Source organism: Kiritimatiellaceae bacterium (assembly GCA_013141415.1).
Lineage (GTDB): Bacteria > Verrucomicrobiota > Kiritimatiellia > Kiritimatiellales > Tichowtungiaceae > Tichowtungia.
In genome coordinates this window covers 554,266-576,637 of sequence record JABFQY010000003.1, presented here as the reverse complement: position 1 = coordinate 576,637, position 22,372 = coordinate 554,266, and the positions used below count along the sequence as shown (strand labels likewise).

The 22,372-nt window shown below is 56.2% G+C and carries 19 protein-coding genes; 12 read left to right on the top strand and 7 right to left on the bottom strand.

The window, feature by feature from the left end:
• From HOO88_06715 to HOO88_06685, 7 genes are all read left to right on the top strand, one after another.
• The gene (locus HOO88_06715; protein ID NOU36446.1) at positions 1-1,476 is read left to right on the top strand and encodes a sodium/solute symporter; all 1,476 of its coding nucleotides are present in this window, start codon (positions 1-3) and stop codon (positions 1,474-1,476) included.
• Complete coding sequence (locus tag HOO88_06710) at positions 1,454-3,118, top strand: family 20 glycosylhydrolase (GenBank protein ID NOU36445.1); 1,665 nt, start codon at positions 1,454-1,456, stop codon at positions 3,116-3,118. The genes HOO88_06715 and HOO88_06710 overlap by 23 nt, the downstream gene beginning before the upstream one ends.
• A 397-nt stretch (positions 3,119-3,515) precedes the next feature.
• Positions 3,516-4,715 carry a tyrosine--tRNA ligase gene (locus HOO88_06705; GenBank protein NOU36444.1) on the top strand — a complete coding sequence of 400 codons (1,200 nt, stop codon included), beginning with the start codon at positions 3,516-3,518 and terminating at the stop codon, positions 4,713-4,715.
• Positions 4,716-5,023: 308 nt separating this feature from the next.
• Positions 5,024-6,199: a 23S rRNA (cytosine(1962)-C(5))-methyltransferase RlmI gene (locus HOO88_06700; GenBank protein NOU36443.1), complete on the top strand. Its 1,176-nt coding sequence runs from the start codon at positions 5,024-5,026 to the stop codon at positions 6,197-6,199.
• A gap of 83 nt (positions 6,200-6,282) precedes the next feature.
• Positions 6,283-7,092, top strand: coding sequence for a phosphatase PAP2 family protein (locus HOO88_06695; protein NOU36442.1), 810 nt, complete (start codon positions 6,283-6,285; stop codon positions 7,090-7,092).
• Positions 7,093-7,173: 81 nt separating this feature from the next.
• Positions 7,174-8,952 carry a hypothetical protein gene (locus tag HOO88_06690; GenBank protein NOU36441.1) on the top strand — a complete coding sequence of 593 codons (1,779 nt, stop codon included), beginning with the start codon at positions 7,174-7,176 and terminating at the stop codon, positions 8,950-8,952.
• 11 nt (positions 8,953-8,963) lie between these two features.
• A complete protein-coding gene (locus HOO88_06685) occupies positions 8,964-10,217 on the top strand; it encodes a sulfatase-like hydrolase/transferase (protein NOU36440.1) in 1,254 nt (417 codons plus the stop codon).
• 258 nt (positions 10,218-10,475) lie between these two features.
• On the opposite strand, the gene folB is transcribed toward HOO88_06685, so the two are convergent.
• From folB to HOO88_06655, 6 genes are all read right to left on the bottom strand, one after another.
• Positions 10,476-10,826: a dihydroneopterin aldolase gene (folB, locus tag HOO88_06680; GenBank protein NOU36439.1), complete on the bottom strand. Its 351-nt coding sequence runs from the start codon at positions 10,824-10,826 to the stop codon at positions 10,476-10,478.
• 69 nt (positions 10,827-10,895) lie between these two features.
• Positions 10,896-11,600: an SDR family oxidoreductase gene (locus tag HOO88_06675; GenBank protein NOU36438.1), complete on the bottom strand. Its 705-nt coding sequence runs from the start codon at positions 11,598-11,600 to the stop codon at positions 10,896-10,898.
• Between the two features lie 19 nt (positions 11,601-11,619).
• On the bottom strand, positions 11,620-12,153 hold the full coding sequence (locus tag HOO88_06670; protein NOU36437.1) for a PEP-CTERM sorting domain-containing protein: 534 nt from the start codon (positions 12,151-12,153) through the stop codon (positions 11,620-11,622).
• The gene (locus HOO88_06665) at positions 12,153-13,622 is read right to left on the bottom strand and encodes a leucyl aminopeptidase family protein (protein ID NOU36436.1); all 1,470 of its coding nucleotides are present in this window, start codon (positions 13,620-13,622) and stop codon (positions 12,153-12,155) included. Before HOO88_06665 ends, HOO88_06670 begins: the two co-directional genes overlap by 1 nt.
• Positions 13,622-13,951 (bottom strand): hypothetical protein, encoded by a 330-nt coding sequence (locus tag HOO88_06660; GenBank protein NOU36435.1) that lies wholly within the window; start codon positions 13,949-13,951, stop codon positions 13,622-13,624. Before HOO88_06660 ends, HOO88_06665 begins: the two co-directional genes overlap by 1 nt.
• Before the next feature lie 38 nt (positions 13,952-13,989).
• Positions 13,990-16,137 (bottom strand): hypothetical protein, encoded by a 2,148-nt coding sequence (locus tag HOO88_06655; GenBank protein NOU36434.1) that lies wholly within the window; start codon positions 16,135-16,137, stop codon positions 13,990-13,992.
• Between the two features lie 144 nt (positions 16,138-16,281).
• On the opposite strand from HOO88_06655, the gene HOO88_06650 reads away from it, so the two are divergent.
• Genes HOO88_06650 through HOO88_06630 form a run of 5 tightly spaced genes read left to right on the top strand, consistent with a single transcriptional unit; the run spans position 16,282 to position 20,820 of the window.
• On the top strand, positions 16,282-16,641 hold the full coding sequence (locus HOO88_06650; GenBank protein ID NOU36433.1) for an Hpt domain-containing protein: 360 nt from the start codon (positions 16,282-16,284) through the stop codon (positions 16,639-16,641).
• The gene (locus HOO88_06645) at positions 16,638-18,257 is read left to right on the top strand and encodes a response regulator (protein ID NOU36432.1); all 1,620 of its coding nucleotides are present in this window, start codon (positions 16,638-16,640) and stop codon (positions 18,255-18,257) included. Before HOO88_06650 ends, HOO88_06645 begins: the two co-directional genes overlap by 4 nt.
• Positions 18,257-18,991 (top strand): sugar transferase, encoded by a 735-nt coding sequence (locus HOO88_06640; protein ID NOU36431.1) that lies wholly within the window; start codon positions 18,257-18,259, stop codon positions 18,989-18,991. Before HOO88_06645 ends, HOO88_06640 begins: the two co-directional genes overlap by 1 nt.
• A 23-nt stretch (positions 18,992-19,014) precedes the next feature.
• Complete coding sequence (locus HOO88_06635; protein NOU36430.1) at positions 19,015-19,359, top strand: STAS domain-containing protein; 345 nt, start codon at positions 19,015-19,017, stop codon at positions 19,357-19,359.
• Positions 19,360-19,383: 24 nt separating this feature from the next.
• Complete coding sequence (locus HOO88_06630) at positions 19,384-20,820, top strand: NDP-sugar synthase (protein ID NOU36429.1); 1,437 nt, start codon at positions 19,384-19,386, stop codon at positions 20,818-20,820.
• Here the strand turns inward: HOO88_06630 and HOO88_06625 are convergent.
• The gene (locus HOO88_06625) at positions 20,805-22,220 is read right to left on the bottom strand and encodes an NADP-dependent malic enzyme (protein ID NOU36428.1); all 1,416 of its coding nucleotides are present in this window, start codon (positions 22,218-22,220) and stop codon (positions 20,805-20,807) included. The genes HOO88_06630 and HOO88_06625 overlap by 16 nt on opposite strands.
• Positions 22,221-22,372: the final 152 nt, after the last annotated feature.

Genomic DNA, 22,372 nt, shown 5'->3' with positions numbered 1-22,372 from the left:
ATGGCTTTTGTTGACTGGCTGATTGCGGCTGCATATTTGATTACGGTTCTTTGCGTAGGCTTCTATGCCGGCGGCCGCGAGGAGAATGAGGCGGATTTTCTTGTCGGGGGGCGAAAGGTTCCATGGCTTGCGGTGCTTGCATCGCTCATCGCCACCGAAGTCAGCGCGGCCACCTTTCTCGCGGTGCCGGGCATTGGCTTTGGCGAAAACATGACTTATCTGCAGTTCGGCATAGGGTCCATCCTGGCGCGGTTTTTCGTCGCCGCCGTGTTCATCGGTGCCTTTTACAATGCGGGCTGCATGAGCATCTACGAGTTTCTCGGCAAGAGCTTCGGGCCGCGCAGCCAGTACGCGGGCTCCCTGCTGTTCCTTGTCACCCGGTTGATGGCGTCCGGTGTCAGGCTGCTTATCGCGGCAAAGGGACTCAGTATTATTTTCGGGATGCCTCTGCATTGGGTCATCATCGCGTTCACCCTTTTCACCGTTATTTACACAGGTTACGGCGGCATCAAGGCGGTGATCTGGACAGATTGTGTGCAGGCGCTCGTGTTTACGGGGGCTGGGATCGCCGTGCTTTGCTACATCGTGCAGGTGCTGGGATGGCACTCTTTTGTATCAGCGGGTATGGAGGGCGGGCGTTTTGAAGTATTCCGGCTCGTACCCGACGGAGAAGGAATCGGCGCGTGGTTCAACGACTCGAAAACGCTGATGATGGCTATCTGGTTCGGTTTTATCAGCACAACGGCTGCGCTGGGAACGGATCAGGATCTCACGCAACGCCTGCTCAGCGCCAAAAACGCAGCCAGCGCACGGCGCAGTGTTGCCCTCAGCGGGTTCATCGCCATCCCGATTGCGGCGCTTTTCCTGCTGGTGGGGGTTGGTCTCTACGGAATAAGCTGCACGCCGCTGGGCGCCGAGCTCACGAATCTCTCAAGCAATGATGAGGCATTTCCGCGGTTTATCACAGCAATCGCCCCGGCGGGATTGCGCGGGCTGCTGCTCGCCGGCGTGCTGGCCGCGGCGATGTCCAGCATTGACTCCACGACGGCCGCCCTGAGTTCCTCGGTCTTACGGGATCTGATCGAACCATGGACGGGCAGGAAGCGAGAGAAACTCAACCATCTGGCGATCTCCCGCTGGCTTATTTACATTTTTGCCATCATCCTTGCGCTGATCGCATGGCTGTTTCGCGATAGTGAGTCGTTCCTGTGGCTCGCATTTCAGGTTACCAGCGTCACGTACGGCGTCTTGCTCGGAGTATTCCTGCTGGGTCTGCGAGGCAGGCGCGGCAATGATGCCGGAAACATGCTGGCGATCGGGTTGGGGCTGTTGGTGGCGTCTATAAGCCTTGCCGCCATTAAAACGGGGCGGATTTCCATCGCGTGGACATGGGTGATAGCGATCGGCGCAGCGGTCACCTATGCCGTTGGCAACGCTTTTAAACGGAATGAAAATGATTCTGATACCCGAGCCTAATTCTGTCCGGCTTAAAGATGGTGTTTGCATCCATCCGGAGCAGACACCCTCTGTCGCGGTTGATGCGACGCTGGGCGCCGAGGCGTACCGTTTATCCATTTCACCCGATGGCGTGCACATCGCGCATGGCGGGCCGGCGGGCATATTCTACGCGCGCCAGACACTCGCACAGATTGCCGGCCAGTGCGGCGAACGGATGCCCTGTCTGGAAATTGAGGACGCGCCGGCCTTGCCTGAGCGCGGATTCATGCTGGATATCAGCCGCTGCAAAGTTCCGACGCTTGAGTCTCTGATGGACATCGCCAGCCTCATGGCATCCCTGAAGCTGAACCAGTTCCAGCTCTACATGGAGCATACATTCGCCTACGCGGGCCATGAAACGGTTTGGAAGGGTGCTTCCCCGATGACGGCTGAGGAACTCCGCGCATTGGACGCCCATTGCCGCGAACTCCACATCGAACTCGTTCCCAACCAGAACAGCTTCGGCCACATGGAGCGATGGCTGCGCCACAACGACTACCGGCATCTTGCCGAGTGCCCGGACGGCTTTGTGCACCCGGTTGACGGCAAGCGCCGCCCCTGGGGCACGACGCTCAGGCCCGACCAGGCATCGCTGGATTTTGTCGGCGGATTATTTGACGAGCTGCTGCCCAACTTCACGAGCCGCAAGTTCAACATCGGCGGCGACGAGCCCTGGGAACTGGGGACAGGCTGGAGCCAGCCTCTGGCTGAAACCATGGGAAAGGGCCGTCTCTATCTCAATCATTTGTCGAAACTCGTGGCGCTCGCCACCGCGCATGGGCGTGAGGCGCTTTACTGGGCGGATGGCCTGCTGCATTCGCCGGAGCTGGCCCCGCTCGCCCCGGACAACGCCCGCCCGGTCATCTGGGGGTATGAGGCCGATCACCCGTTCGACGAACAATGCGCGCTGATCGCGGCAACAGGCAAGCCGTTCTATATTGCACCGGGAGATTCCACCTGGAACAGTTTTACCGGGCGTTTGCACACGGCGCGTGCCAACATCCGCGCCGCCGCTCAGGCCGCTGTGCGCCACGGAGCCAGAGGATTTCTGCATACGCATTGGGGCGATAACGGTCATCCCCAGACGTGGGCGACCGCCTTGCCGGGTCTGCTGCTCGCCGCGAATGCCTCATGGAATCCCCGCGCCGATGAGCCGGCGCTGGCGGACAGCCTCGACCTTTTGCTCTTCAAAGACTCCTCGGGAAATCTGGGCAAGGCCTCTGTCGCGCTTGGGGAATTGGATGAAGCCATGGACATCCCCATTCCGAACCGCAGTTTCCTGTTTCTCGGTTCGCACCTGCCGCCAGAGGAACTCGCGTCCTATCTTCCGTTACTGACGGACCAGAAGCTGGAGGCCGGGCGGCAATGTCTCGATTTGGCGCGGGCACACATTGAGAAGGCTACCCCGCAAACGGGCGAGGGCATGCGCTGCCGCGAGGAACTGCTGCTGGCGCACGACATGGCCCGCTACGCGCTTGAACGTGCACGTCGAATCAGGGATAACGCCTCCCTTGGCCCGCTGCAAGCGGTGAGCATGGAGCTCAAGGCGCGTTTCGCGGACATTTGGTTGAAGCGCAACAGGCCCGGTGGACTTGAAGAAAGTCTGGCCGATAAGAAATAGCTTTTCAGGCAGCGCGGTTTCCAGAACCTGAAAAATGTAAGGATGTATGCAATGTCAAAAGCAACATAACAGAGTACATCATCATCTTCGTCTTCATGCTGGTTCTCTCGAACCTCGGGCGGGTTTTTAAGGCGTTTAACAAATAACACCAGCGACTATTTCCGCGGCGGCGAGCGGACAACCTGGTGGCTTCTCGGTGTAAGTGTATGGATGAGCGCGGTCAGCGCGACGGTCTTTACCGGGGTTGCCGGTGCGGTTTATGAAGCCGTTGCTCTGTCCAGCTGAGCTACCGGAGCGAAAGACAAAGTATGCGGGATGGAGCCTGTGAAAGGTTTTTTATCCCCAGCTTCGATATTCCTTGTTCCGCGGAATGCGGTTCCATATTCTCCATCCCACTATGACTATTGATGAACAGCTCAACGTCCTCACAGCCCGCCATGTGGATTTGATTTCCGCCGGGGAACTGAAGCGCAAACTCGAAGCCGCCAAAAAAGAAAAGCGCGGTCTGCGCATCAAATACGGCGCCGACCCGTCCGCGCCGGATATTCATCTCGGCCACGTCGTCGGCCTGAACAAGCTGCGCGAATTTCAGGACGCGGGGCATACGGTGGTTTTCATTATCGGCGATTTCACCGGCATGATCGGCGACCCGTCCGGCAAGTCAGCGACCCGTCCGGCGCTTTCCCGCGAGCAGGTTGCCGCCAACGCCGAAAGTTATAAGCGGCAGATTTTTAAAGTACTCGATCCGGAAAAAACCGAAGTACGCTTCAATTCCGAATGGCTCGGCGGCATGAAGTTTGAAGACGTCATCCGTCTCTCCGCGCACGTCACCGTGGCCCAGTTGCTGGCGCGCGACGACTTTTCTAAACGCTACGCTGACAACCGCCCAATCTCTCTCGTCGAATTTCTCTATCCGCTGGTGCAGGCCTACGACTCCGTCATGGTCAAAGCCGACGTGGAACTTGGCGGAACCGACCAGCTTTTCAATCTGCTGCTGGGCCGCGAACTGCAAAAGGTTTACGGACAGGAACCGCAGGTCGTCATGACACTTCCGCTGATCGAAGGACTCGACGGCGTGCAGAAAATGAGCAAGAGCCTCGGCAACTATGTCGGCGTCAATGAATGCGCCAAAGATATGTTCGGCAAACTGATGAGCGTCAGCGACGAGCTGATGTGGAAATATTTCCTGCACATCCTTTGCCGGAATCCGGCGGAAATCAAAACTATGCAGGCCAAAGTCGCCTCCGGCGAATTGCATCCGCGCGCCGTTAAAGACGAACTCGGCCGCTGTGTCGTCGACCGCTTTGTCGGCACTGGCGAAGGCCAGAAAGCCTCCGACGAATTCGCCCGCATCTTTTCTCAGAACGAACTGCCGGACGATATGCCCGATCTAAAACTGGATGGCGACACCGGTATCATTGATCTGGTCGTCAAAGCCGGATTCGCGACCTCCACCAGCGAAGCCCGCCGTTTGGTTCAGCAAGGCGGGGTGCGCATCAACGACGAACAGATTTCCGACGTCAAAGCGGTCATCACGCCTGCCGACGGAATGATTCTTAAAGTCGGCAAGCGCAAGTTCGCCCGCATCGTGTGCTGAAACCAGAACCTATCCAAAAACCTCCCGCCGCGTGGGGTCACGCGGCCTACAGGGGAGTGGATTTCTTTCAGTGTTATGTAGGCCGGGTGACCTCACCCGGCGCTCTTCAGAACGGCAACGCTACCCGCGTTTTTCCCAATGCTCGGAACCACCGTACAAACGTTAGGCGAAGTCACCCGCCTGCACCTACAGTTGTTTCGGATCACCGCATTCACTCTATCGCGGACTCCGCCCGCTCAGAGTGATGCGTAACGTTCACCAGCGATTTAAAGTCGACTTGATCTCACTCTATGTTTAAGAACGCGGGCATGAATTCTGTCATTCTAAAAAAAGGTCGCGAAAAGAATCTGCTTCAGCGGCATCCGTGGATTTTTTCCGGAGCGATCGAGCGCGTCGAAGTCGCGCCGGGTGTCGGCGAAACCGTCACGGTCTGTTCGTTTGACCGTAAACCGCTGGCGCAAGCCGCGTGGTCGCCGCAGTCGCAGATTTCCCTGCGCGTCTGGAGCTTTAATCCGGCGACCGTTATTGATGCCGACTTCTTCCGGACGAAGCTGAAAAATGCCATTGCTGCTCGCGGGAAAATTAATTCCAACGCACTCCGGCTGGTCGCGGCGGAGTCCGATGGACTGCCCGGTCTGATTATCGACCGCTATGCCGACTGGCTGGTCTGCCAGTTTCTTTCCGCTGGTTCCGAATTTTGGAAAGACACCATCGTAGAACTGTTGCAGGAACTTTTTCCCGGACTTTCCATCTACGAGCGATCCGATGTTTCGGTGCGCGAAAAAGAAGGTCTTCCGTCGCGTTGCGGCGTGCTGAGCGGCGCGGAGCCGCCGGAGCACGTTGAAATCGAAGAAAGCGGCATGCGTCTGCTGGTGGACATTAAAGGCGGACACAAGACCGGTTACTACCTCGATCAGCGTGACAGCCGCTTGGCCGTACGCCAGTGGGCCGAAGGGCGCGACGTACTCAACTGCTTTTCCTACACCGGCGGCTTCGGTGTCGCCGCACTGCTTGGCGGCGCGAAGCACGTTCTGCAAATGGACAGCTCCGGCCCGGCGCTTGAGATTGCCAAACAAAACGCCACGCTCAATGGACTCGATCCGGCGGCTTCGGAATACATCGAAGGCGATGTGTTCAAAGAGCTGCGCCGCTTCCGCGACTCGCGGCGCGACTTTGACCTGATCATTCTCGATCCGCCGAAGTTCATTGAATCGCGCAATCAGCTCGAAAAGGGCGCGCGCGGTTATAAAGACATCAACCTGCTGGCCTTCAAACTGCTGCGGCCCGGCGGACTGCTTTTCACTTTTTCCTGTTCCGGCCTGATGGAGATGCCTCTGTTTCAGAAGATTGTCGCCGACTCCGCGCTCGATGCCGGACGGAACGGGCAAATTCTGGCGGTACTGAATCAGTCACCGGATCATCCGATCGCCCTGAATTTCCCGGAAGGGGCCTATCTCAAAGGCCTGCTCTGTCGCGCGGAGTAGTTTTTGATAACAAAACCGGATTGCATTCCAAAATGCCTACGGCATATTTTCCCGCGTTATTCGATTTTTGTGAGGAGTTTAATTTGAAAAAGCGCAGTTCTCTGGTGTTAATCCTGTTGTGCATGGTGCTGGCGGCAGTCTTGTTTGGCAGCTGGTTCCGGTGTCAGGAAGGCTATAACGATGTGAAGGGTCGCCCGGCCCTCCGTTATACACAGCAGGATTCTTTCTGGAAGGCGATCGACTCGAATGTCTTTCTGGCGATGAACGGCACAATGAAAGACAATCCGGTGATGCAGACGGTCTGGGGCATTGCCAACCATCGTGCGTTTGATCTTGTCGCTGCCGCATGGATGGGACTTCTGTTTGTCATTTATTATGTCCGCAATCCGCGGAATGAAAACCGCGCCGAACTGATTCAGTTCGGACTCTACATGATCGCCGCGCTTCTGCTCGTTACGCTGGCATCCGAGGCGCTTATTCATTTTCATCGCCTGTCGCCGACGGAAACCGCCGGACTGAAGGCGCAGGCGATTCTGCTTACGGATTTGAAGGAGCATATCACCTGGAGTGTAAAGGTCGGCTCCAGCAACAGTTTCCCCGGTGACCACGCGACCGTGCTGATGTTTATCGGCTCCTTTCTTATCTGGCGACTGCGCTCATGGTACGGGTGGTGCGCCGCCTTCGGTATAATTGTTTTTGCCTTGCCGCGTCTGGCGGGCGGCGGCCACTGGCTGTCCGACATTCTGGTCGGCAGTCTTTCCTTCTACCTTTTCTTTTTTCCGCTGGTTTTATTTCAACCGGTTCGCGAATGGATCCTGAAGGTCTTGTACAATCCATCACGTTGGATTTGCCGAAACCTGCCTTTTTCCGGGGCCGACGGACAAAATCATTAAAAACGGATTGGTCTCCGCTTTGACTCAGGGAAGAATTAAACCTTTAATGGCGGCTGGCGTACAATCACACAGGGAGAAACGATGAAGTTGTTTTTGGATGAAAGTCTAAGCCCGGATCCAACCAATACAACTGCTGGGCGGTATGACGGAGAGTGGACGTTTCTCACCGTCTATCCGCACGCCATGCGCCTGCTTTCTCCGGGCCGCCTTGAACCGGAAATTGCGCTGGAGAATCTGGACTTACGAAAAGATCCCGGCCCGTTCCGCTGCGAAGTCCGGGCCGGTGACGAACTGGATGTACTGATTGATTTCGGCACCGAACTGGTCGGCCACCTGACCGTGGAACTGAAACTGCCTTCCGGCGGCGGAATCGCCTGCAGTACCGGCGAGAGCGAACTGGAAGCCCGCGACTGGGGGCCTGCCAGTCAGTGCAAAGGACAGCGTCCTCGTAAGCAGAATTTTTATCCTTCATCCGCCGGACTGTTCTCATTCCAGATCGAAGAGGGCGCTTTCCGGTTTGCGCGCATCCGCTTGGCCGGTGTTGTCGGCAAGGTGGAGCTTTTAAAAATCGCTGTGGAAGCGCAATTCTACGGAAAAGAGCGGCGGAGCCGGTTTCAGTGCGAAGACCCTTTCTGGCAGAGACTCTGGGAATCCACGCTCTACACGGCGCGGCTGAATACCCGTCCGGATGAATTCTGGGACGGCCCGAAACGCGACCGCCATCTCTGGTGGGGCGACGGCCGCATGGTGAAAGGCAGTTTCGACTTCGGCTATTTTGATCCGCGCCCGACGGAGCGTCTGCTGGCAAAATTTCCGTTGAAGCAATGGGCAAACAACATTCCGGTTTTCTCCTTCGAATCGATCAAAATGGTTCGCGAGCATTTGCAGTGCTACGGCCTTTCGGACACGGTTGTCTCTTCGATCCGCGACCGGTTCTGGCCGCAGATGGATTGGATTATTTCAACTCAGTGCGGCGAAGACGGGCGGGTCGAGCGCCGCGACGACGTGGAATATTTTTTCAAGATGGGCTTTGTCGATTGGTCGCCCATGCCGCTCGGCGGGCGCATGGAGGAACTGAGCATCGAACAGTTTTTCTGGCTGGAGTGTTTGCAGGATGCCGCGTGGATCGCCCGCCAGCTGGGAGACGAACCGCGCAGCACAGACTATCTGGCCCGCGCCGTCCGTTTACGTTCGCTGTTAAGGAAATTGTTTCGCACGAAGGGCGGATTCCATCACACGCTGGGACTGGCGGAAACACCCGAAACACCGTGGCGCATGCCGCTGGATTTCGGAATGCACTACCAGAAAACCTATGTCGAAAAACTCAACTTCGGACCGAGCGGTCCGTCACTGCACAGTAATGCCCGCGCGGTGTTCGCCAGCCTGATGAATCCGGGTGAGGAAGCGGAGCTGAAGGCGACGCTCGCTTCAGAAACTCTTCCGCCGATTATCACCGGCTATTATCAGGCCTATGTTCCGTCGGCCCGCGCATTGTGCGGCGATCCGGAAGGCGCGGCAGCCGGAGTGAAGGACTATTTCGGAGCGATGCTGGACGAACTGCAAACGCCCTGCATCTGGGAAAGTTTTGAGCCGCTGAAGAAAAATAATCCCGAAGTCTGGGGCATCAACGCCTGGCCGAAAGGCCTTTGTCACGGATTCAGCTGCGGCATGACGCGCTTCATTCTGCGGCATCTTGTCGGCGCGGAAATAACGGCTCCCGGTTATGGCGAAGTTCATTTGCACGAACAGGCGGTTTTCCGCCGGGCTTTTAAACTGACGCTTCCAACGCCGCAGGGCGAGCTGACGATTGAACGGACGGAAGCTTCAGCACCTGTCGTGATTTCCAGACATACCAACTGAGGAGAAACAGAATGAACCGCAAAAAACAGCCGAACCTTATTTTTATTTTTTCCGACCAGCAGCATCACCGGGCGATGGGCGCGAAAGATCCGTTTTTCAAAACGCCCAATCTGGACGGTTTTGCAGCCACCGCGACCCGTTTTGACAAGGTGTATTGCGCGACACCGCTCTGCTCTCCGGCGAGGGCCACGCTGATGACCGGACGGAGTCCGTGGAAGCATGGTGTGGTGGACAACGGGATTCCTCTGCGTGAGGAAACGATCGCTCAGCGTTTGCAAAGACAGGGTTATTACACCGCTTATTTCGGGAAGTGGCACCTCGGCGAAGATCCGGCGGCCATTGCTGGCTGGGACGAAAAGCAGGGCGTTTATAACGAATACAAACCGCCAAACCGGCCGCTCAGTGACCGGGAAGTTTGCGACTACGCTCTGGAGTTTATTTCCAGAGCCGATGAGATTGATAAACCGGTTGCTCTTTTCATCTCTCTCGACGAGCCGCATGGCGTCTATTGGGCCATGCCGAATTCTCCGTACTCGAAGGATTTTATGAACGAACCGGTTGTGCCGGAAAACACGCCTTTGCCAGCTTCGTGGGCGGAACGGGAACTACCGGACGGGCCGCCGTGGGACACCTATCCGATGGGCAATCAGAAAATCTACTCCGAAACCGTGCGCAACAGTGAAGCCGAAGCAAAACGCTATCGCGCCGTTTACCGGGACTGTTTAACACGGTTTGACCGGAACCTCGGCGAACTGCTAGATAAGCTAAAACAAAAACAGATTTTCGATGACGCACTGGTGATGATCACCACCGACCACGGCGATATGGACGCGGCGCACCGCCTGATTTTTAAAGGCCCGGTTCCGTTCGAAGAACTTCACCGTATTCCGCTGGCTGTCAAACTGCCGAATCAAAAAACCGGACGGGTGGAAACGAATGCATTGGTCAGCACAGCCGATCTTCCCGCCACACTGCTCGACTACGCCGGAAAACCGCAGGCGACCGAAGATGGATTCTCTCTGCGCGCCGTGCTGGAAGGAACCGGTTTACATGAGCGGGAAGAGGCCATCATTCAATACCCCAAGCCACTGATCCGTTCGATTCGCCGTGGAAAGTGGAAATACAGCCGGTTCCCGAACGGGGTTGAGTGGCTGTTTGACGTGGAAGCCGATCCGAGCGAAATGAAAAATCTCGCCGCCGATTCGGAAATGAAACCGGTGATGAAAGATCTGTCGCGCCGCATCGATGCGGCTGTCGGGCGGTGATTATAACTTTTCGCGATTGAGATGTCAGTATAGCCGGAACTCAGGCGAAGCCGTGGATCCGGCTATTAACACTCAGAAGCCGGATCTACGGACGAATACGCCCTAAGTTCCGGCTTTACCTTTTGCGGCGCTTAAATCGTTACATGCTCCAGCTGGAGCGGATTACAAAAAACTGTAGCCGACAGACTCGTCTTTTATCAAGGCAGGCTGGAATCCTGCGATACGTACCGCAGGCTTCCAGCCTGCCTTGTTTTAGTGTCACCGCGAACGGGTGACTTCAACCGCGACACTGCGGCAGAAGCGCAGTGCGCCGGGTTTATCAATCGTGACCGTGGCACTCTGAACGCGATTATCTTTCAGGCAGATGGCCGTGATTCCTTCCACCAGTGACTCAATCAGGTTGAAGCTGCTGTTTTCTACAAAATCCAGAATCGCCAGCTTAATGGCTTTGTAATCCACCGTGTCGTTCAGCGAATCGCTCTTTCCGGCGGCGCGCAGGTCGGTCTCCAGCACGATGTTGATGATCACATCCTGCTTATTCTTCCGCTCTTCGGGATACAAGCCGATGATGCATCTCAGCGCCAAGTCTCTGATATAAATTTTATCCATATTAAAATTCCCAGGGCCGGCGGGACGCCGGCGGTACGTATCGCCGCCGTCCCGGCGGCCTTGAAACTGCTATTCCATTCCCAATAAATTCTGCCCGCCATCGACGAAAATCGTCTGTCCGGTGATGTGGTCGCTTTTTAGCAGATAAAGAACGGCGCTGGCGACATCGGCGGGCGTCGGGCGTTTGCCGAGCGGAATGGTTCCGGCAACTTCCCACGCCGGATTATCGCTGTCTTTCGGAGGCGGAAGGATCGCGCCGGGCGCGACGGCGTTGACGGTGATGCCGGGAGCGAGGTCGAGCGCCGCCAGTTTCGTCAGCTCTTCGAGCCCTTTTTTGCTGAGCATATACGGAATGCAGGTGGTGTCGTGCGAGGTGATGCGCCGGTCGAGCAGGTTGATAATCTTTCCGGTCTTCGTCTGCCGCGCAAACCCGCGGATCAGCGCCAGCGGCGCGAGCAGGTTGGGCTGAAGCTCTTTCATCACGGCGTCGTAGGTGGCGTCGGCCAGTTTTGTCTGATGGAAAACGGCGGCGTTATTGACCAGAATATCGATCGGCCCGAACTGCTGGGAAGCACGCTCCAGCAGCGTTTCACACTGTGCCGGATCACCGAGGTCGGCCTGAATGATATTCGGCCAGAAGGTATTGGCTTCCTTTTCGGAGTTCCGGAAATGGACAATCACTTCTGCGCCTTCGGCCAGCAATGCCTCGGTAATCGCGCGGCCAATCCGCACCGCACCGCCGGTTACCAATGCTCTTTTACCGTTCAGGTTCATATTTTTTTAACGCTTCGAATTAGCATTTGGGCGCGGAGTGCCCTGTAGGCTGAATTCGCTTATTGAAGTTATTTCTTCTCAAAAGAAGAGCTCCGGTTCCAAGCAGAAACAAGGCAATGGAGCTAGGCTCAGGAACCGCATAAGTTTGTTCGTAATATTGACTACCTATCTTTGTGGTTACAGTAAATGAATCTAGCTCGATTGTTCCCGTAAGAACTTCCACCCTTAATGCGCCTTTAAGAGTTGGCCACCAATAGGAACCGGAAGGAAACTCTAAGCCTACAACACCGCCCCCGAGTCCTCCTGACATTGGCAAGGAGAAGATCTCAGAGCCATTTATATCTCCATCAAATACTGTAAATAGCAATGTGTTTGGAGATTCTTCCTTAAGTGAATATGAGGCGCTGGGATAGAATAATGGAGCTGACTCAACTGACGATATAGAATTGAATTCAAAATCAAAGGAATCTCCCGGCGAGAGGATTAACCCTGCATTGCTTATCAAAGGTAACAAGGTACAAAGGGATACAAGTACAGTAGCGGTTATATTCATTATTTCAATTCCTTGATCCACTCAACCAGTGTGCGTGCGCCGAAGAGAGTGACGCCGGGATCCATCCAGGGTTTGGAAGATTCTTCCCAGGCGGTTCCGGCGATATCGAGGTGCGCCCACGGAACGGTTTCGGGAACAAAGTTGGCAAGGAAGGCCGCGCCGTTGATGGTTCCGGCGGTGCCGGATTTGCTCATGTTCTGCAAATCGGCGAAGGTGCCTTTCATATCATCCATGTTTTCCGGCCAGAGCGGCAGTTCCCATAACCGTTCGCCAGCGGCGTCGGCGGTTTTGATCAGCAAGCCGTTCAGTTTATGGTTGTTGCCAACGACGGCGGCGGCGGTATGTCCGAGCGCGGTAATGACCGCGCCGGTGAGCGTGGCGAGGTCAACGATGGCGGCGGGTTTGTGTTGCTGGGCCAGCGAAAGGGCGTCGGCGAGGACGAGCCGGCCTTCGGCGTCGGTGTTTAAAATTTCAATCGTTTTTCCGGCGTGGGATTTGACGATATCGCCGGGGCGGGTGGCGCGGCCGCCGGGCATATTTTCTGCCACGGCCAGCATGCCGATGACCGGCGTTTCCGGTTTGAGCAGGGCGACCATCTGCATGGCGGCCAGTACGGCCATGCCGCCGGATTTGTCGTAGCGCATCCATTCCATCCCTTTGCCGGGCTTGAGCGAAATTCCGCCGGAGTCGAAGGTGATGGTTTTGCCGATGATGACAACCGGTTGGGCTTTGGGGTTGGTCCCTTTGTATTTGAGCGTGATGATCCGGGCGTCCAGCGCACTGCCTGCCGCGACGGCGAGGATGGCGTTGCAGCCTTTCTTTTTCAGCTCGGCTTTGCTGAGGACGGAAAAGGCGAGTTTGTTTTCCTTGGCCATTTTCTGCGCCCAGTTGGAAATCTTCTGCGGCGTGGCTTCATTGCCGGGCAGGTTGGCGAGGTCGGCGGTTTCGAGCAACGCCTTGCTTTCGAGTTCGGCTTCGGCCTGCGCTTTTCGGCAGGCGGCAGAGTTATCGCACGGTCCGGCGAAGGTGAGCGACATTTCACCTTTGGTTTTTTTGCCGCCGGTTTTGAACGTGTCGAAGCGGTAGGTTCCCCACGCCGCGCCGCGGGCGACGGCACGGACGAAGGCGGTGTCAGACACTTTACCGAGTCCGGCGGCGGTGCTGACGGCGAAATTTTTTAGTCCGGCGCTTTTTCCGGCGCGAACGGCGGCGGACGCCGCACGTTCGAGATATTCCATACGGAAGTGTTTACTGTCGCCGAGTCCGGCGAGGACGACGTCGCCGGTTCCGTTTTGGAAAACGAGTGTTTGAGCGTAGTCACCGCTGAAGCCGGTTTTTTTTATCTGAGCGGAAATCAGCTTTGCCAGTTCTGCGTTGCCGCTGAGAAGCGGCTTTTTGTTTTGAACGAAAACGATCCAGGCCTCTTTCGCCTGGGTTTCAAGCGGGCGGAGAGTCAGGGTTGTTTTCATCAGCGCAGTACCTCCGGCAGTTTGGCTTTATCGGCGGGGTTGGCGGGCCAGTTCGGCAGATCGAAGCCAGCTTTGACAATAGCGTACTCAATGTTTTTGATGTAGCCCTCCAGTCCGTTGAACACGACGGTGAGTTCATGTTTTTCCAGATCGGGCCGGATTTCTTTAATGCCGGAGACCGGTTGCAGGGCTTTGGCGATGATTTGCACTCCTTCCTGAGTGCGGAGCTGCTTGATTTTAAACGTCTCCGTGCGGAGGTCATTGCGGAAGCATCCGGCCAGCAGGAGCAGGGCGGCGAAGGGGAGTAATTTTTTGATCCGTGTTTTCATAGGTTCGAAATATAGCGGAAACGGGGTGCGGGTAAACTTCATAATCCAAGGTCGTTCATCATCGGCAGTTCATACGCCCGCTTCCAGCGCGGCGGATTGCTGAATTTTTCGCGGGCAGCCTGTATGAATTCATCGGCCAGCTTTGCCGCTTCCGGATGGCGTTTTTCGTGGATGTCGATGAAGTCGGCATAGCGCTTTTCCGCCTGCTTAAAGTCGCCGTTCATTTGCAGGGCCAGCGCCAGTCCGAAAAGCGCCGACGGACTTTCGGTTTCCTGGGTGAGAGCCTGACGATAAAGTCCTTCAGCCTGATCCGGCCGCTCGGCGAGCATCAGCAGATTGGCCTGAATAAATCGCGAGACGGACGCCTGAGGGTAGCGGCGGCAGATGCGCATGGCATCGGTGTAACGGCCCTGCTGGTAATTCAGCGCGGCTTCCGCGACGCGGGTTTTTGAATCGCGATGCTGCGGCAGAGTGTAGGTTAAATGCACAATCAGGATGGCCAGCAGAAAAACCGAAACGATTCGCAGATCCGTTTTGCTGACCCGCTGCCGGTGGCCCCATTGCAGAATCAGTTGCGCCGCCGAGGGGGCTTTGGACGCTTCCCGCTCGAACTCGACTTGTGCGGTGAGGATGAGCGCCGCCGTGACCGGGCCGAGCGCATAGGCCGGCGCGCCGCCGGTTTCACCGCGGGCGGCTTCGATGCTTTCTCGTTCAAACCACGCGGCAAATCCTTCGCGGACACGGCGCACGAAAAGCATGAGCAGACCGCGAGTGCTGTCGGTGGACTGAAGAATGGCTTCGAACGCCATAAACTGGTGGATGGCGGGCCGGTTCGTTGTGTCGTCGATTTCTTCCAGTTTCCATGAAGCCGGATCGTGATGGTCAGGGAAGCCGTGGGTTTCTTCAAAGTTTTCCAGCAGGGCGGTTTGCTTTTCTTTATCCAGTCCGCGCCAGAAGAGCGGCATAAACGATCCGAAGGACGGTTCGTTCAGATAGTGTCCGGCTTTCCAGACATTGGAAAAGGCCTGCGTTCCGGGGTTCCAGAAAACCGTGTTGAGTGTTCGGACGAACTGGTCGCGCTCTTCGGTAAGCGATTCCACCGCTGACTCGGCATATTCGCTTTCTCCGCACAGGCGCAGAACCGCTTCGAGTTCGGCGATCAGCATGACGGTGAGTTCCGGAGTTGCTTTAGCGCGTTCGAAACTTTCCGGGATAAAAACTTCCTGCTCGCTTTGCCAGGCGGGAATCCGGTCGCGGTATGGATCGAACCGGCGTACGACCCACTGTGCATATTTGCGCAGGGCGGGCAGATGTCGTTTGAGCAGTGCCGGATTTCGTTCATTCCGCCACACCAGCTCAAACGACTGCGCGATAAACGGCCACGGTGCGACGGATGAGGAAAGTCCGCCCGCTTCGACCCAGGATGGAAAGCCGCCGCTGTTTTGCTGGAGAGCCAGCGTAGTCTGCACCAGTTCGAGTGCGACCGGCGGATCAATAATATTCCAGGCGCGAACCAGCGGGTAGAGTTCGTTGAGTGAAAAAGTTTCTGCAGAAAAGCCTTCCGCCAGACTCCAGAGGCCGTGAATGGCCCCGGTGCGTTCGCGTAAACGGGCGGCCAGAGTTTCTGCCGCGAGAGCGACGGGCGGGTTATGGCGCGGATTGACGCTGAAAAGCCGGCTGACTTTTTTACGCTCGTCGGTTTCGCTTTGCATGAGCGCTTCGAAGTTTTTGTCGAGCGCTTCCTCGGCTTTAAGCAGAGCATGTTCGAGCGAAAGTTCGCCGCAGACGAGTGCGAAACGGGTTTCCTGATGCAGAAGGAGAATGATGGTGTGACCGCTCTGCAGCCACTCGAAGCCGTTGTCTTTTTTGATTTCCGCTGTTGAGGAGAGTTTCGGTGCCGGCATGCCGGAGGCTGTCCCGCAGAGCAGGCCGGGGGCCGTTACGAGGGCATCGATCCGGTTCCGTTCCGGATGTTTCCGCGCGCCGATAGAGAATCCGTTGGAGAAAAGGCGGGTGGTGCAGGGAGCTTCCGGCTCAATCAGCTGAAGAGTCCAGTCGGCATCCGGCACGGTAAGCGCGCCGGAAAGGGATCGGGTGACGAAGGGCGACCGGTCTTCCGGGCCGGAGAAAAACCGCCAGCCGTGTTTCCAGGGAACTTCGGGGTAGTTTATGAAAACGTTCTGCATAATCAGGAATCCTATCCTGTCTTAACCGCGCTTTTTCTTCAACACCTTGCTGTTGATTTCAACGGCAGGTGAAAGGCTTGCGCCAGTTGTTTAAAAATGGTTATCATCGCCCGTATTCTATGAACGGAACGGAAGGGGTTGATCATGGCACTTATGCGCGCAATTGAAACAGTTCGTAAGCTGGTTCCCGATCTGGATGGACGGATCAGCCAGTTCGAAGTCGAAACCTTCGAGATGGACGACGAACTGATCGCCGCCTTCTGCGAAGAACTTGAACGGATGACCGGCGAGCTTCAGACGGGTCTCGACAGTAAAAACAATGAGCTGGTTCGCGTGGCGGCGCACTCTATCAAGGGCATGGGCGGCACGATGGGACTGCCGGAAATTTCCGTGCTGGCGCAGGAAGTCGAGCTGACGCTTCGCAGCGGACAGATGCCGCGCTGTGCGGATCTCTGCAACGCACTGATTAGTTGGTCGCACGAATTTATCACCCGGAACCAATGAGCCCGGTCATGGCAGAGCCGGTTCCGGCAGGCGTTCGACCTGATCTGAGCGGGAAAGTGCTGGTTGTGGATGATGAACGTCCCAACCGGCTTTATCTGAAAAAGCTTCTTTCCTCCTACGGTTGCGAAGTTTCCGAAGCGGTCGATGGTCCGTCGGCGCTGGAAATGGTACGTCGCGAACGGCCCGACCTAATTCTTGCCGACGTCGTTATGCCCGGCATGGACGGTTTTGAGTTTTGCGGCGCGGTAAAATCGCTGGCCGCGACCCGCGATGTGCCGGTGATTATGGTGACGGCCAAGGGACAGATCGAAGACCTTAAAAAGGGCTTCGACCTTGGAGCCATGGACTATATCCGCAAGCCGTTTGATGCCCGCGAACTGGTATTGCGCGTCGGCAATGCGCTGGCGCTTAAACGCAGCAATGATGCGCTGGCCCACTGGAAACGGCGCGTATCGCACGAGCTGGAGCTTGCCGGTAAAATTCAGCAGTCGATGTTTTCCACCGAGCCGCTTTTTTCCAAGCCGTTTGAAGTCCGCATTAACTACCGTTCTTCCATGGATGTCGGCGGCGATGCCTTTGATGTGATTGCTCTGCCGGACGGAGGCTGCTGCGTTTATGTGGCCGATGTCTCGGGGCACGGCGTTGCTCCGGCGATGATTTCTTCGATGCTGAAGGCCACTTCCACGGAGCTGATCCGGACGTTCTACGAGCGCGGCCCGGCGTTTATCTGTAACGAACTTCATTCGCGACTGCGCGCGACGCTCAACAATCCCGCCTATTATGCCACGCTGCTGATGGCGCTTTATGAACCGGACGCCGGTCGCTGGGTTTGTATGAACTGCGGACATCCTGATCCCGTGGTTATTTGCGGCGGTAAACCGGTTGCATTTCCTGCCGGCGGCGGCGGGATTCCCGTCGGCATGCCGATCGGGCCTGACCGGCCTTTCGCCGAGGAAGATCAGACGATTCTTGAATCCTGTCCCGGTATGCACATTCTGTTTTATACCGACGGACTGACGGAAGCGCTTCATCGCGAAACCGGCGAAGAATGCGGCGAAGAAACATTGAAGACGCTCTTTGCGCGCGTTTCCGCAAATCCATACGCCATTGACTGTCCTGCGGCACTGCTCAACCTCATCGAGGCGGAGAACTATGCGATCGGCCACGACGACTGCACGGCCATCACCATCCGGATGGCGGAACCGTCCGGCGTTCTGATGGATAAAACCATTGCGGTTGACATGCAGGCAGTTTCAGATTGCACGGAGGAGATGGAGAAGCGGCTGCTGGAAAAGGCCGATGAAGATCTGGCGGCGCGCGTCCGGCTGGTGGCGATTGAACACTGCATGAATGTGGTGGAACATAGTGGGCTGAGCGCACAGGACACCATCTGGGTGCAGCTGATTCTCAACGAGCATGGCTGCCGGCTGGTTTGTGTGGACGGTGGCCGTGAATGGGATTTGTCCGGGGCGAATGCGACCGAGCCGGGGCTGGATGACTATGCCGAAGGCGGGCGCGGGCTGCTGATTACCAATGTCGCCGCAGATTGCGTTGAGCGCTATAGACGTGACGCGCGGAATATCGTAAGTTACGTCTTCAGAAGGCAGGCCGACTGATGAGTGAATCCATATATCAGGCTAGAAAAGAGCTTTTTAAAACGCTCGATCTCCCGGTGTCCAAGGCGGACATTAAGCGCCTTCGCTGGCGCCAGCGCAGCCGTTTGCTGGTTTGGGAATGGGCGCTGAACAGTTTGCTTATCATTAAACGCCTGATGGATGTCGTTTGCAGTCTGATGGCCATCGTTCTGCTCATACCGCTTTTCATCGTTGTTTCGGTGCTGATCGTGATCGAGGACGGCTGGCCGGTGCTTTATGTCCAGCCGCGTGTCGGCATCAACGGCCGCATTTTTAATTTCTATAAATTCCGCTCCATGCGCCGCGGTGCCGACCGGATCAAGGAACAGCTGATGGCGCAGAACGAATCAACGGGCGGCGTGATTTTTAAAATGAAAAAAGATCCGCGCATCACGCGGATCGGACGGGTTCTGCGCCGCTTCAGCATCGACGAAATGCCGCAGTTTTTTAATGTGCTTTCCGGCGACCTGTCATTGGTCGGGCCGCGTCCGCCGCTTCCGTCTGAAGTGGCGCAGTACACGCTCGAAGAACGTAAACGGCTGCATGTTAAACCCGGCCTTACCTGTCTCTGGCAGGTTGGCGGGCGCTCCGATATTCCTTTCGACCAGCAGGTGCGTCTGGATATGGAATATATCCACAGCCGGGGTATTTGGCAGGACATCCGCATTATGTTAAAAACCGTTCCCGCCGTCCTTTTCGGGCGGGGGGCGTATTAGGTAAGAGAATAGGAGAGTTACTCATGAGCGTAGCATGCACAAAAGAACAGGGAATCGGAATCATCACACTATCCGGCCCGCTGACCGCCGCAACGGTCGAAGCGTTCCGCGAACAGCTGGCCGCATGGCAGTCCGGCGAAGCCGATATTAAAAACTTCGTCTTCGACCTGTCCGCCGTTGACTTCATGGATAGCGCAGGGTTGGGTTCGCTTATTGCGGCGCTCAAACGCATTACCGAACGCGGCGGCGACATGAAACTTGCCTGCCTCCAGAAAAAGCCTCGCATGGTGTTTGAAATTACCCGCGCCTACAAGGTGTTTGAAATTTTCGATACCGTCGAAGAAGCCACTAAAGCTGCCAGACAATAATCTATCCGGCGTGCAAATGCAGTTATGAGAGCCGTACTCTATACCGGTGGCAAAAAGACGTGGGCGGAAATGCTTGGGGAACGTCCCTGGGCATTGCTTCCTGTCGGCAGCCGTCCGCTGTTGAGTTACTGGCTTGAGCTGTGTGTTGATCTCGGTATCACTGACGTACAGATCATTCTCGGGAAAGACGCCGAATATATTGAAATGTTCTGCGGCAACGGTGAAAAATGGGGCCTCAACATCAACTACAGCTTCATCCGTCCTGACGACGATCCCCGGGCTTACCTCTTGCGCGATCCAGACCGCTGGAGCGATGGTCTGTTGTACGCTGGCGAAGCGATTTTCCCTCGTCGCCTTGCAGGATTTACACAGGAAAAACTGCAGGAGCTTCTGAAAGGCTGCTGCATTCGGTGTAACGAAAGATCGGCCTTTTTTGTCAGTCGGTCTCAGGCACGGATCGATAGCTTCATTCAACAGAAAGATTGCGGCACGATGGCGGCGGATGTGCCTGAATCAGCAGGTCTGGACTTCACCTTCATCCGCGACATCTCTCACTACTACCAGCTCAATATGGATATCGTCCGGAACGAAATGGGCCGATATCTTTCCAGCGGATACTCCTCGGTCGACGGTGCTTCAATTGGCTACAACGTGATCACGCCGCCTTCCGTTACGTTCACGCCGCCACTGGCCATCGGTAACGACTGCCGTATCGGAGCCATCTCCTCCATCGGTTCCGGTACTGTCATTTCCGACCATGTTCTCATCGATCGGCAATGCGAAATTTCCGACAGCATTATTCTTTCCGATACATACGTCGGCCGCAATTTGGAGATCAAAGGCAAGATCGTTTCCGGGAACCGTATCATTGATCCGGAAGACGGAACCTGCCTTGAAATTGAAGACCCGTGGCTTGTCGCGCAGACCCGGCCTCAGAACTACATGCGCGACTTTCTGCGTGCTGTTTTCGGCTGGGAGTTCGCTCTCCTGCTTGCCGTCATGCAGTTCATACCGTTCATTTTCCTCTACAGCCTCATCCGCCTTTCCGGTCTTGGACGGTTTGTGAATCGCGCCTGTTGGGGAATCGGCGGAAATAAAATCAGCGTCTCATACTTTGTTGCCAGCAACCCGGTTCCGAGCTTTTTGCTGATGATCTTCTACGGAATATCACTCGATCGTTTTCCTCAGCTGCTAAGTGTGCTGAAAGGAAAGCTCTGGCTGTGCGGGCAGGTTCCTAAAGCAGTCAACGGCAGCGAAATCAAAGATTCCTACCGTTATTTCCCGGCGGTTTTCAGCTATTCCGACGCCTTCATCGAAATTGATAAACAGATGGATGCGCTCTATTACGCCCATACCCGTTCGCTGGCCGCCGACCTGTGCATTTTGCGCCATGCGCTTCTGCACCGGCTCATTGAAGTCGAAACGCTTTGCCCCTCCGCAACAGGTCAGCGGAGCTTGTAGAGCGTTTTGCCGTCGATGACTTCGCGGGCCAGTCCTTCGGCGCGCGCTACCCGCTCCACTTCATCGGCAACCACGTCTGCTACGCGCCGGTCAAAGACCGACGGAATGATGAACTCCTCGCAAAGCTCGTCGGCGGAAACCAGATCGGCAATTGCGCGGGCCGCCGCCAGTTTCATTCCTTCGCTGATTGCGCTGGCGCGGCAGCGCAGTGCGCCTTTGAAAATTCCGGGGAAGCAAAGAACATTGTTGATCTGGTTCGGGTAGTCCGAGCGTCCGGTCGCCATAATACGCGCCCACGGCTTAGCGACTTCCGGCATAATTTCCGGAATCGGATTGGCCATCGCAAAAATAATCGGATCTTTCGCCATGTTCTTCACATCGTCGGCGGTAATGCAGCCCGGCGCGGAAACGCCAAGGAACAGGTCGGCGCCTTTCAGTGACTCGCTCAGCGTTCCCTGTTCGTTATCGGGGTTGGTATTTTGAGCAAACCATTCCTTAACCGGATTCATGCCGTCTCTTCGTCCGCGGTAGATCGCGCCGGTGCGGTCAAAGCCGACCAGATTTTTTACGCCTGCCGCCAGCAGAATTTTTGAGCAGGCCACGCCCGCGGCACCGACGCCGTTGACGATCACTTTCAGATTTTCCATTTTCTTGCCGGTGATTTTCAGCGCGTTATAAAGCGCCGCCAGCGAAACCACGGCGGTGCCGTGCTGGTCGTCATGAAAAATCGGAATATCCATTTCCGCTTTCAGCCGCTCTTCAATTTCAAAACAGCGCGGCGCGGAAATATCTTCGAGATTGATGCCGCCGAACGTCGGCGCCAGCAGTTTGACTGTGCGGATAATTTCTTCGGTATCTTTGGTTGCCAGACAGATCGGGAACGCGTCCACACCGCCGAATTCTTTGAACAGCATTGCTTTGCCTTCCATCACCGGCATACCGGCTTCAGGGCCGATGTCGCCGAGTCCGAGAACCGCCGTGCCGTCGGAAACGACCGCCACCATATTCTTTTTGACGGTCAGTGCATCGGCGCGGGCGACATCTTCATTGATTGCCATACAGACTCGTCCGACGCCCGGCGTGTAAGCGATGGCCAGCGCGCCTTTGGCGGTGAGATCGAGCTTGCTCGTCACTTCAATTTTTCCGCCGAGGTGAGAACGGAATGTCACTTCGTCGGCGGAGACCACGCGGGTTCCGGCGGTTTTTTCTAGAGCTTTAAAAATTTCCTGCTGGTGGTCGCTGCTGCGGCAGTTGACGACAAAGCGGAACGGACTGGCGACGCCTTCGGACAGGGCGGGCACGCCTTCGGCGGCAATAATGATTTTTTCGAGCGCCTGACGGTCGAGTTTCGATTCAACGGTTAAGTCGATACTGTAGCTGGGAGACGGATTAATTTTCATTGGTAACTCCTTAAATAAGCCGACCATCGTACCGATCCGGTTCTGCCGCGCAAGTTTCAACTGTTCCAAAAATTGGAAACCAAGGCTTTCGCCTTGAGCTTGAACGGCTTTGGGGTAAAGTCGGCGCTCACTAAAAGGCGTTAGGCTTTGGG

Bases quoted from the DNA above. Each gene is read 5' to 3' on its own strand.
- HOO88_06715 (NOU36446.1), top strand. From the start codon at position 1: ATGGCTTTTGTTGACTGGCTGATTGCGGCTGCATATTTGATTACGGTT.
- HOO88_06710 (NOU36445.1), top strand. From the start codon at position 1,454: ATGATTCTGATACCCGAGCCTAATTCTGTCCGGCTTAAAGATGGTGTT.
- HOO88_06705 (NOU36444.1), top strand. From the start codon at position 3,516: ATGACTATTGATGAACAGCTCAACGTCCTCACAGCCCGCCATGTGGAT.
- HOO88_06700 (NOU36443.1), top strand. From the start codon at position 5,024: ATGAATTCTGTCATTCTAAAAAAAGGTCGCGAAAAGAATCTGCTTCAG.
- HOO88_06690 (NOU36441.1), top strand. From the start codon at position 7,174: ATGAAGTTGTTTTTGGATGAAAGTCTAAGCCCGGATCCAACCAATACA.
- HOO88_06685 (NOU36440.1), top strand. From the start codon at position 8,964: ATGAACCGCAAAAAACAGCCGAACCTTATTTTTATTTTTTCCGACCAG.
- folB (NOU36439.1), bottom strand. From the start codon at position 10,826: ATGGATAAAATTTATATCAGAGACTTGGCGCTGAGATGCATCATCGGC.
- HOO88_06675 (NOU36438.1), bottom strand. From the start codon at position 11,600: ATGAACCTGAACGGTAAAAGAGCATTGGTAACCGGCGGTGCGGTGCGG.
- HOO88_06670 (NOU36437.1), bottom strand. From the start codon at position 12,153: ATGAATATAACCGCTACTGTACTTGTATCCCTTTGTACCTTGTTACCT.
- HOO88_06665 (NOU36436.1), bottom strand. From the start codon at position 13,622: ATGAAAACAACCCTGACTCTCCGCCCGCTTGAAACCCAGGCGAAAGAG.
- HOO88_06660 (NOU36435.1), bottom strand. From the start codon at position 13,951: ATGAAAACACGGATCAAAAAATTACTCCCCTTCGCCGCCCTGCTCCTG.
- HOO88_06655 (NOU36434.1), bottom strand. From the start codon at position 16,137: ATGCAGAACGTTTTCATAAACTACCCCGAAGTTCCCTGGAAACACGGC.
- HOO88_06650 (NOU36433.1), top strand. From the start codon at position 16,282: ATGGCACTTATGCGCGCAATTGAAACAGTTCGTAAGCTGGTTCCCGAT.
- HOO88_06645 (NOU36432.1), top strand. From the start codon at position 16,638: ATGAGCCCGGTCATGGCAGAGCCGGTTCCGGCAGGCGTTCGACCTGAT.
- HOO88_06640 (NOU36431.1), top strand. From the start codon at position 18,257: ATGAGTGAATCCATATATCAGGCTAGAAAAGAGCTTTTTAAAACGCTC.
- HOO88_06635 (NOU36430.1), top strand. From the start codon at position 19,015: ATGAGCGTAGCATGCACAAAAGAACAGGGAATCGGAATCATCACACTA.
- HOO88_06630 (NOU36429.1), top strand. From the start codon at position 19,384: ATGAGAGCCGTACTCTATACCGGTGGCAAAAAGACGTGGGCGGAAATG.
- HOO88_06625 (NOU36428.1), bottom strand. From the start codon at position 22,220: ATGAAAATTAATCCGTCTCCCAGCTACAGTATCGACTTAACCGTTGAA.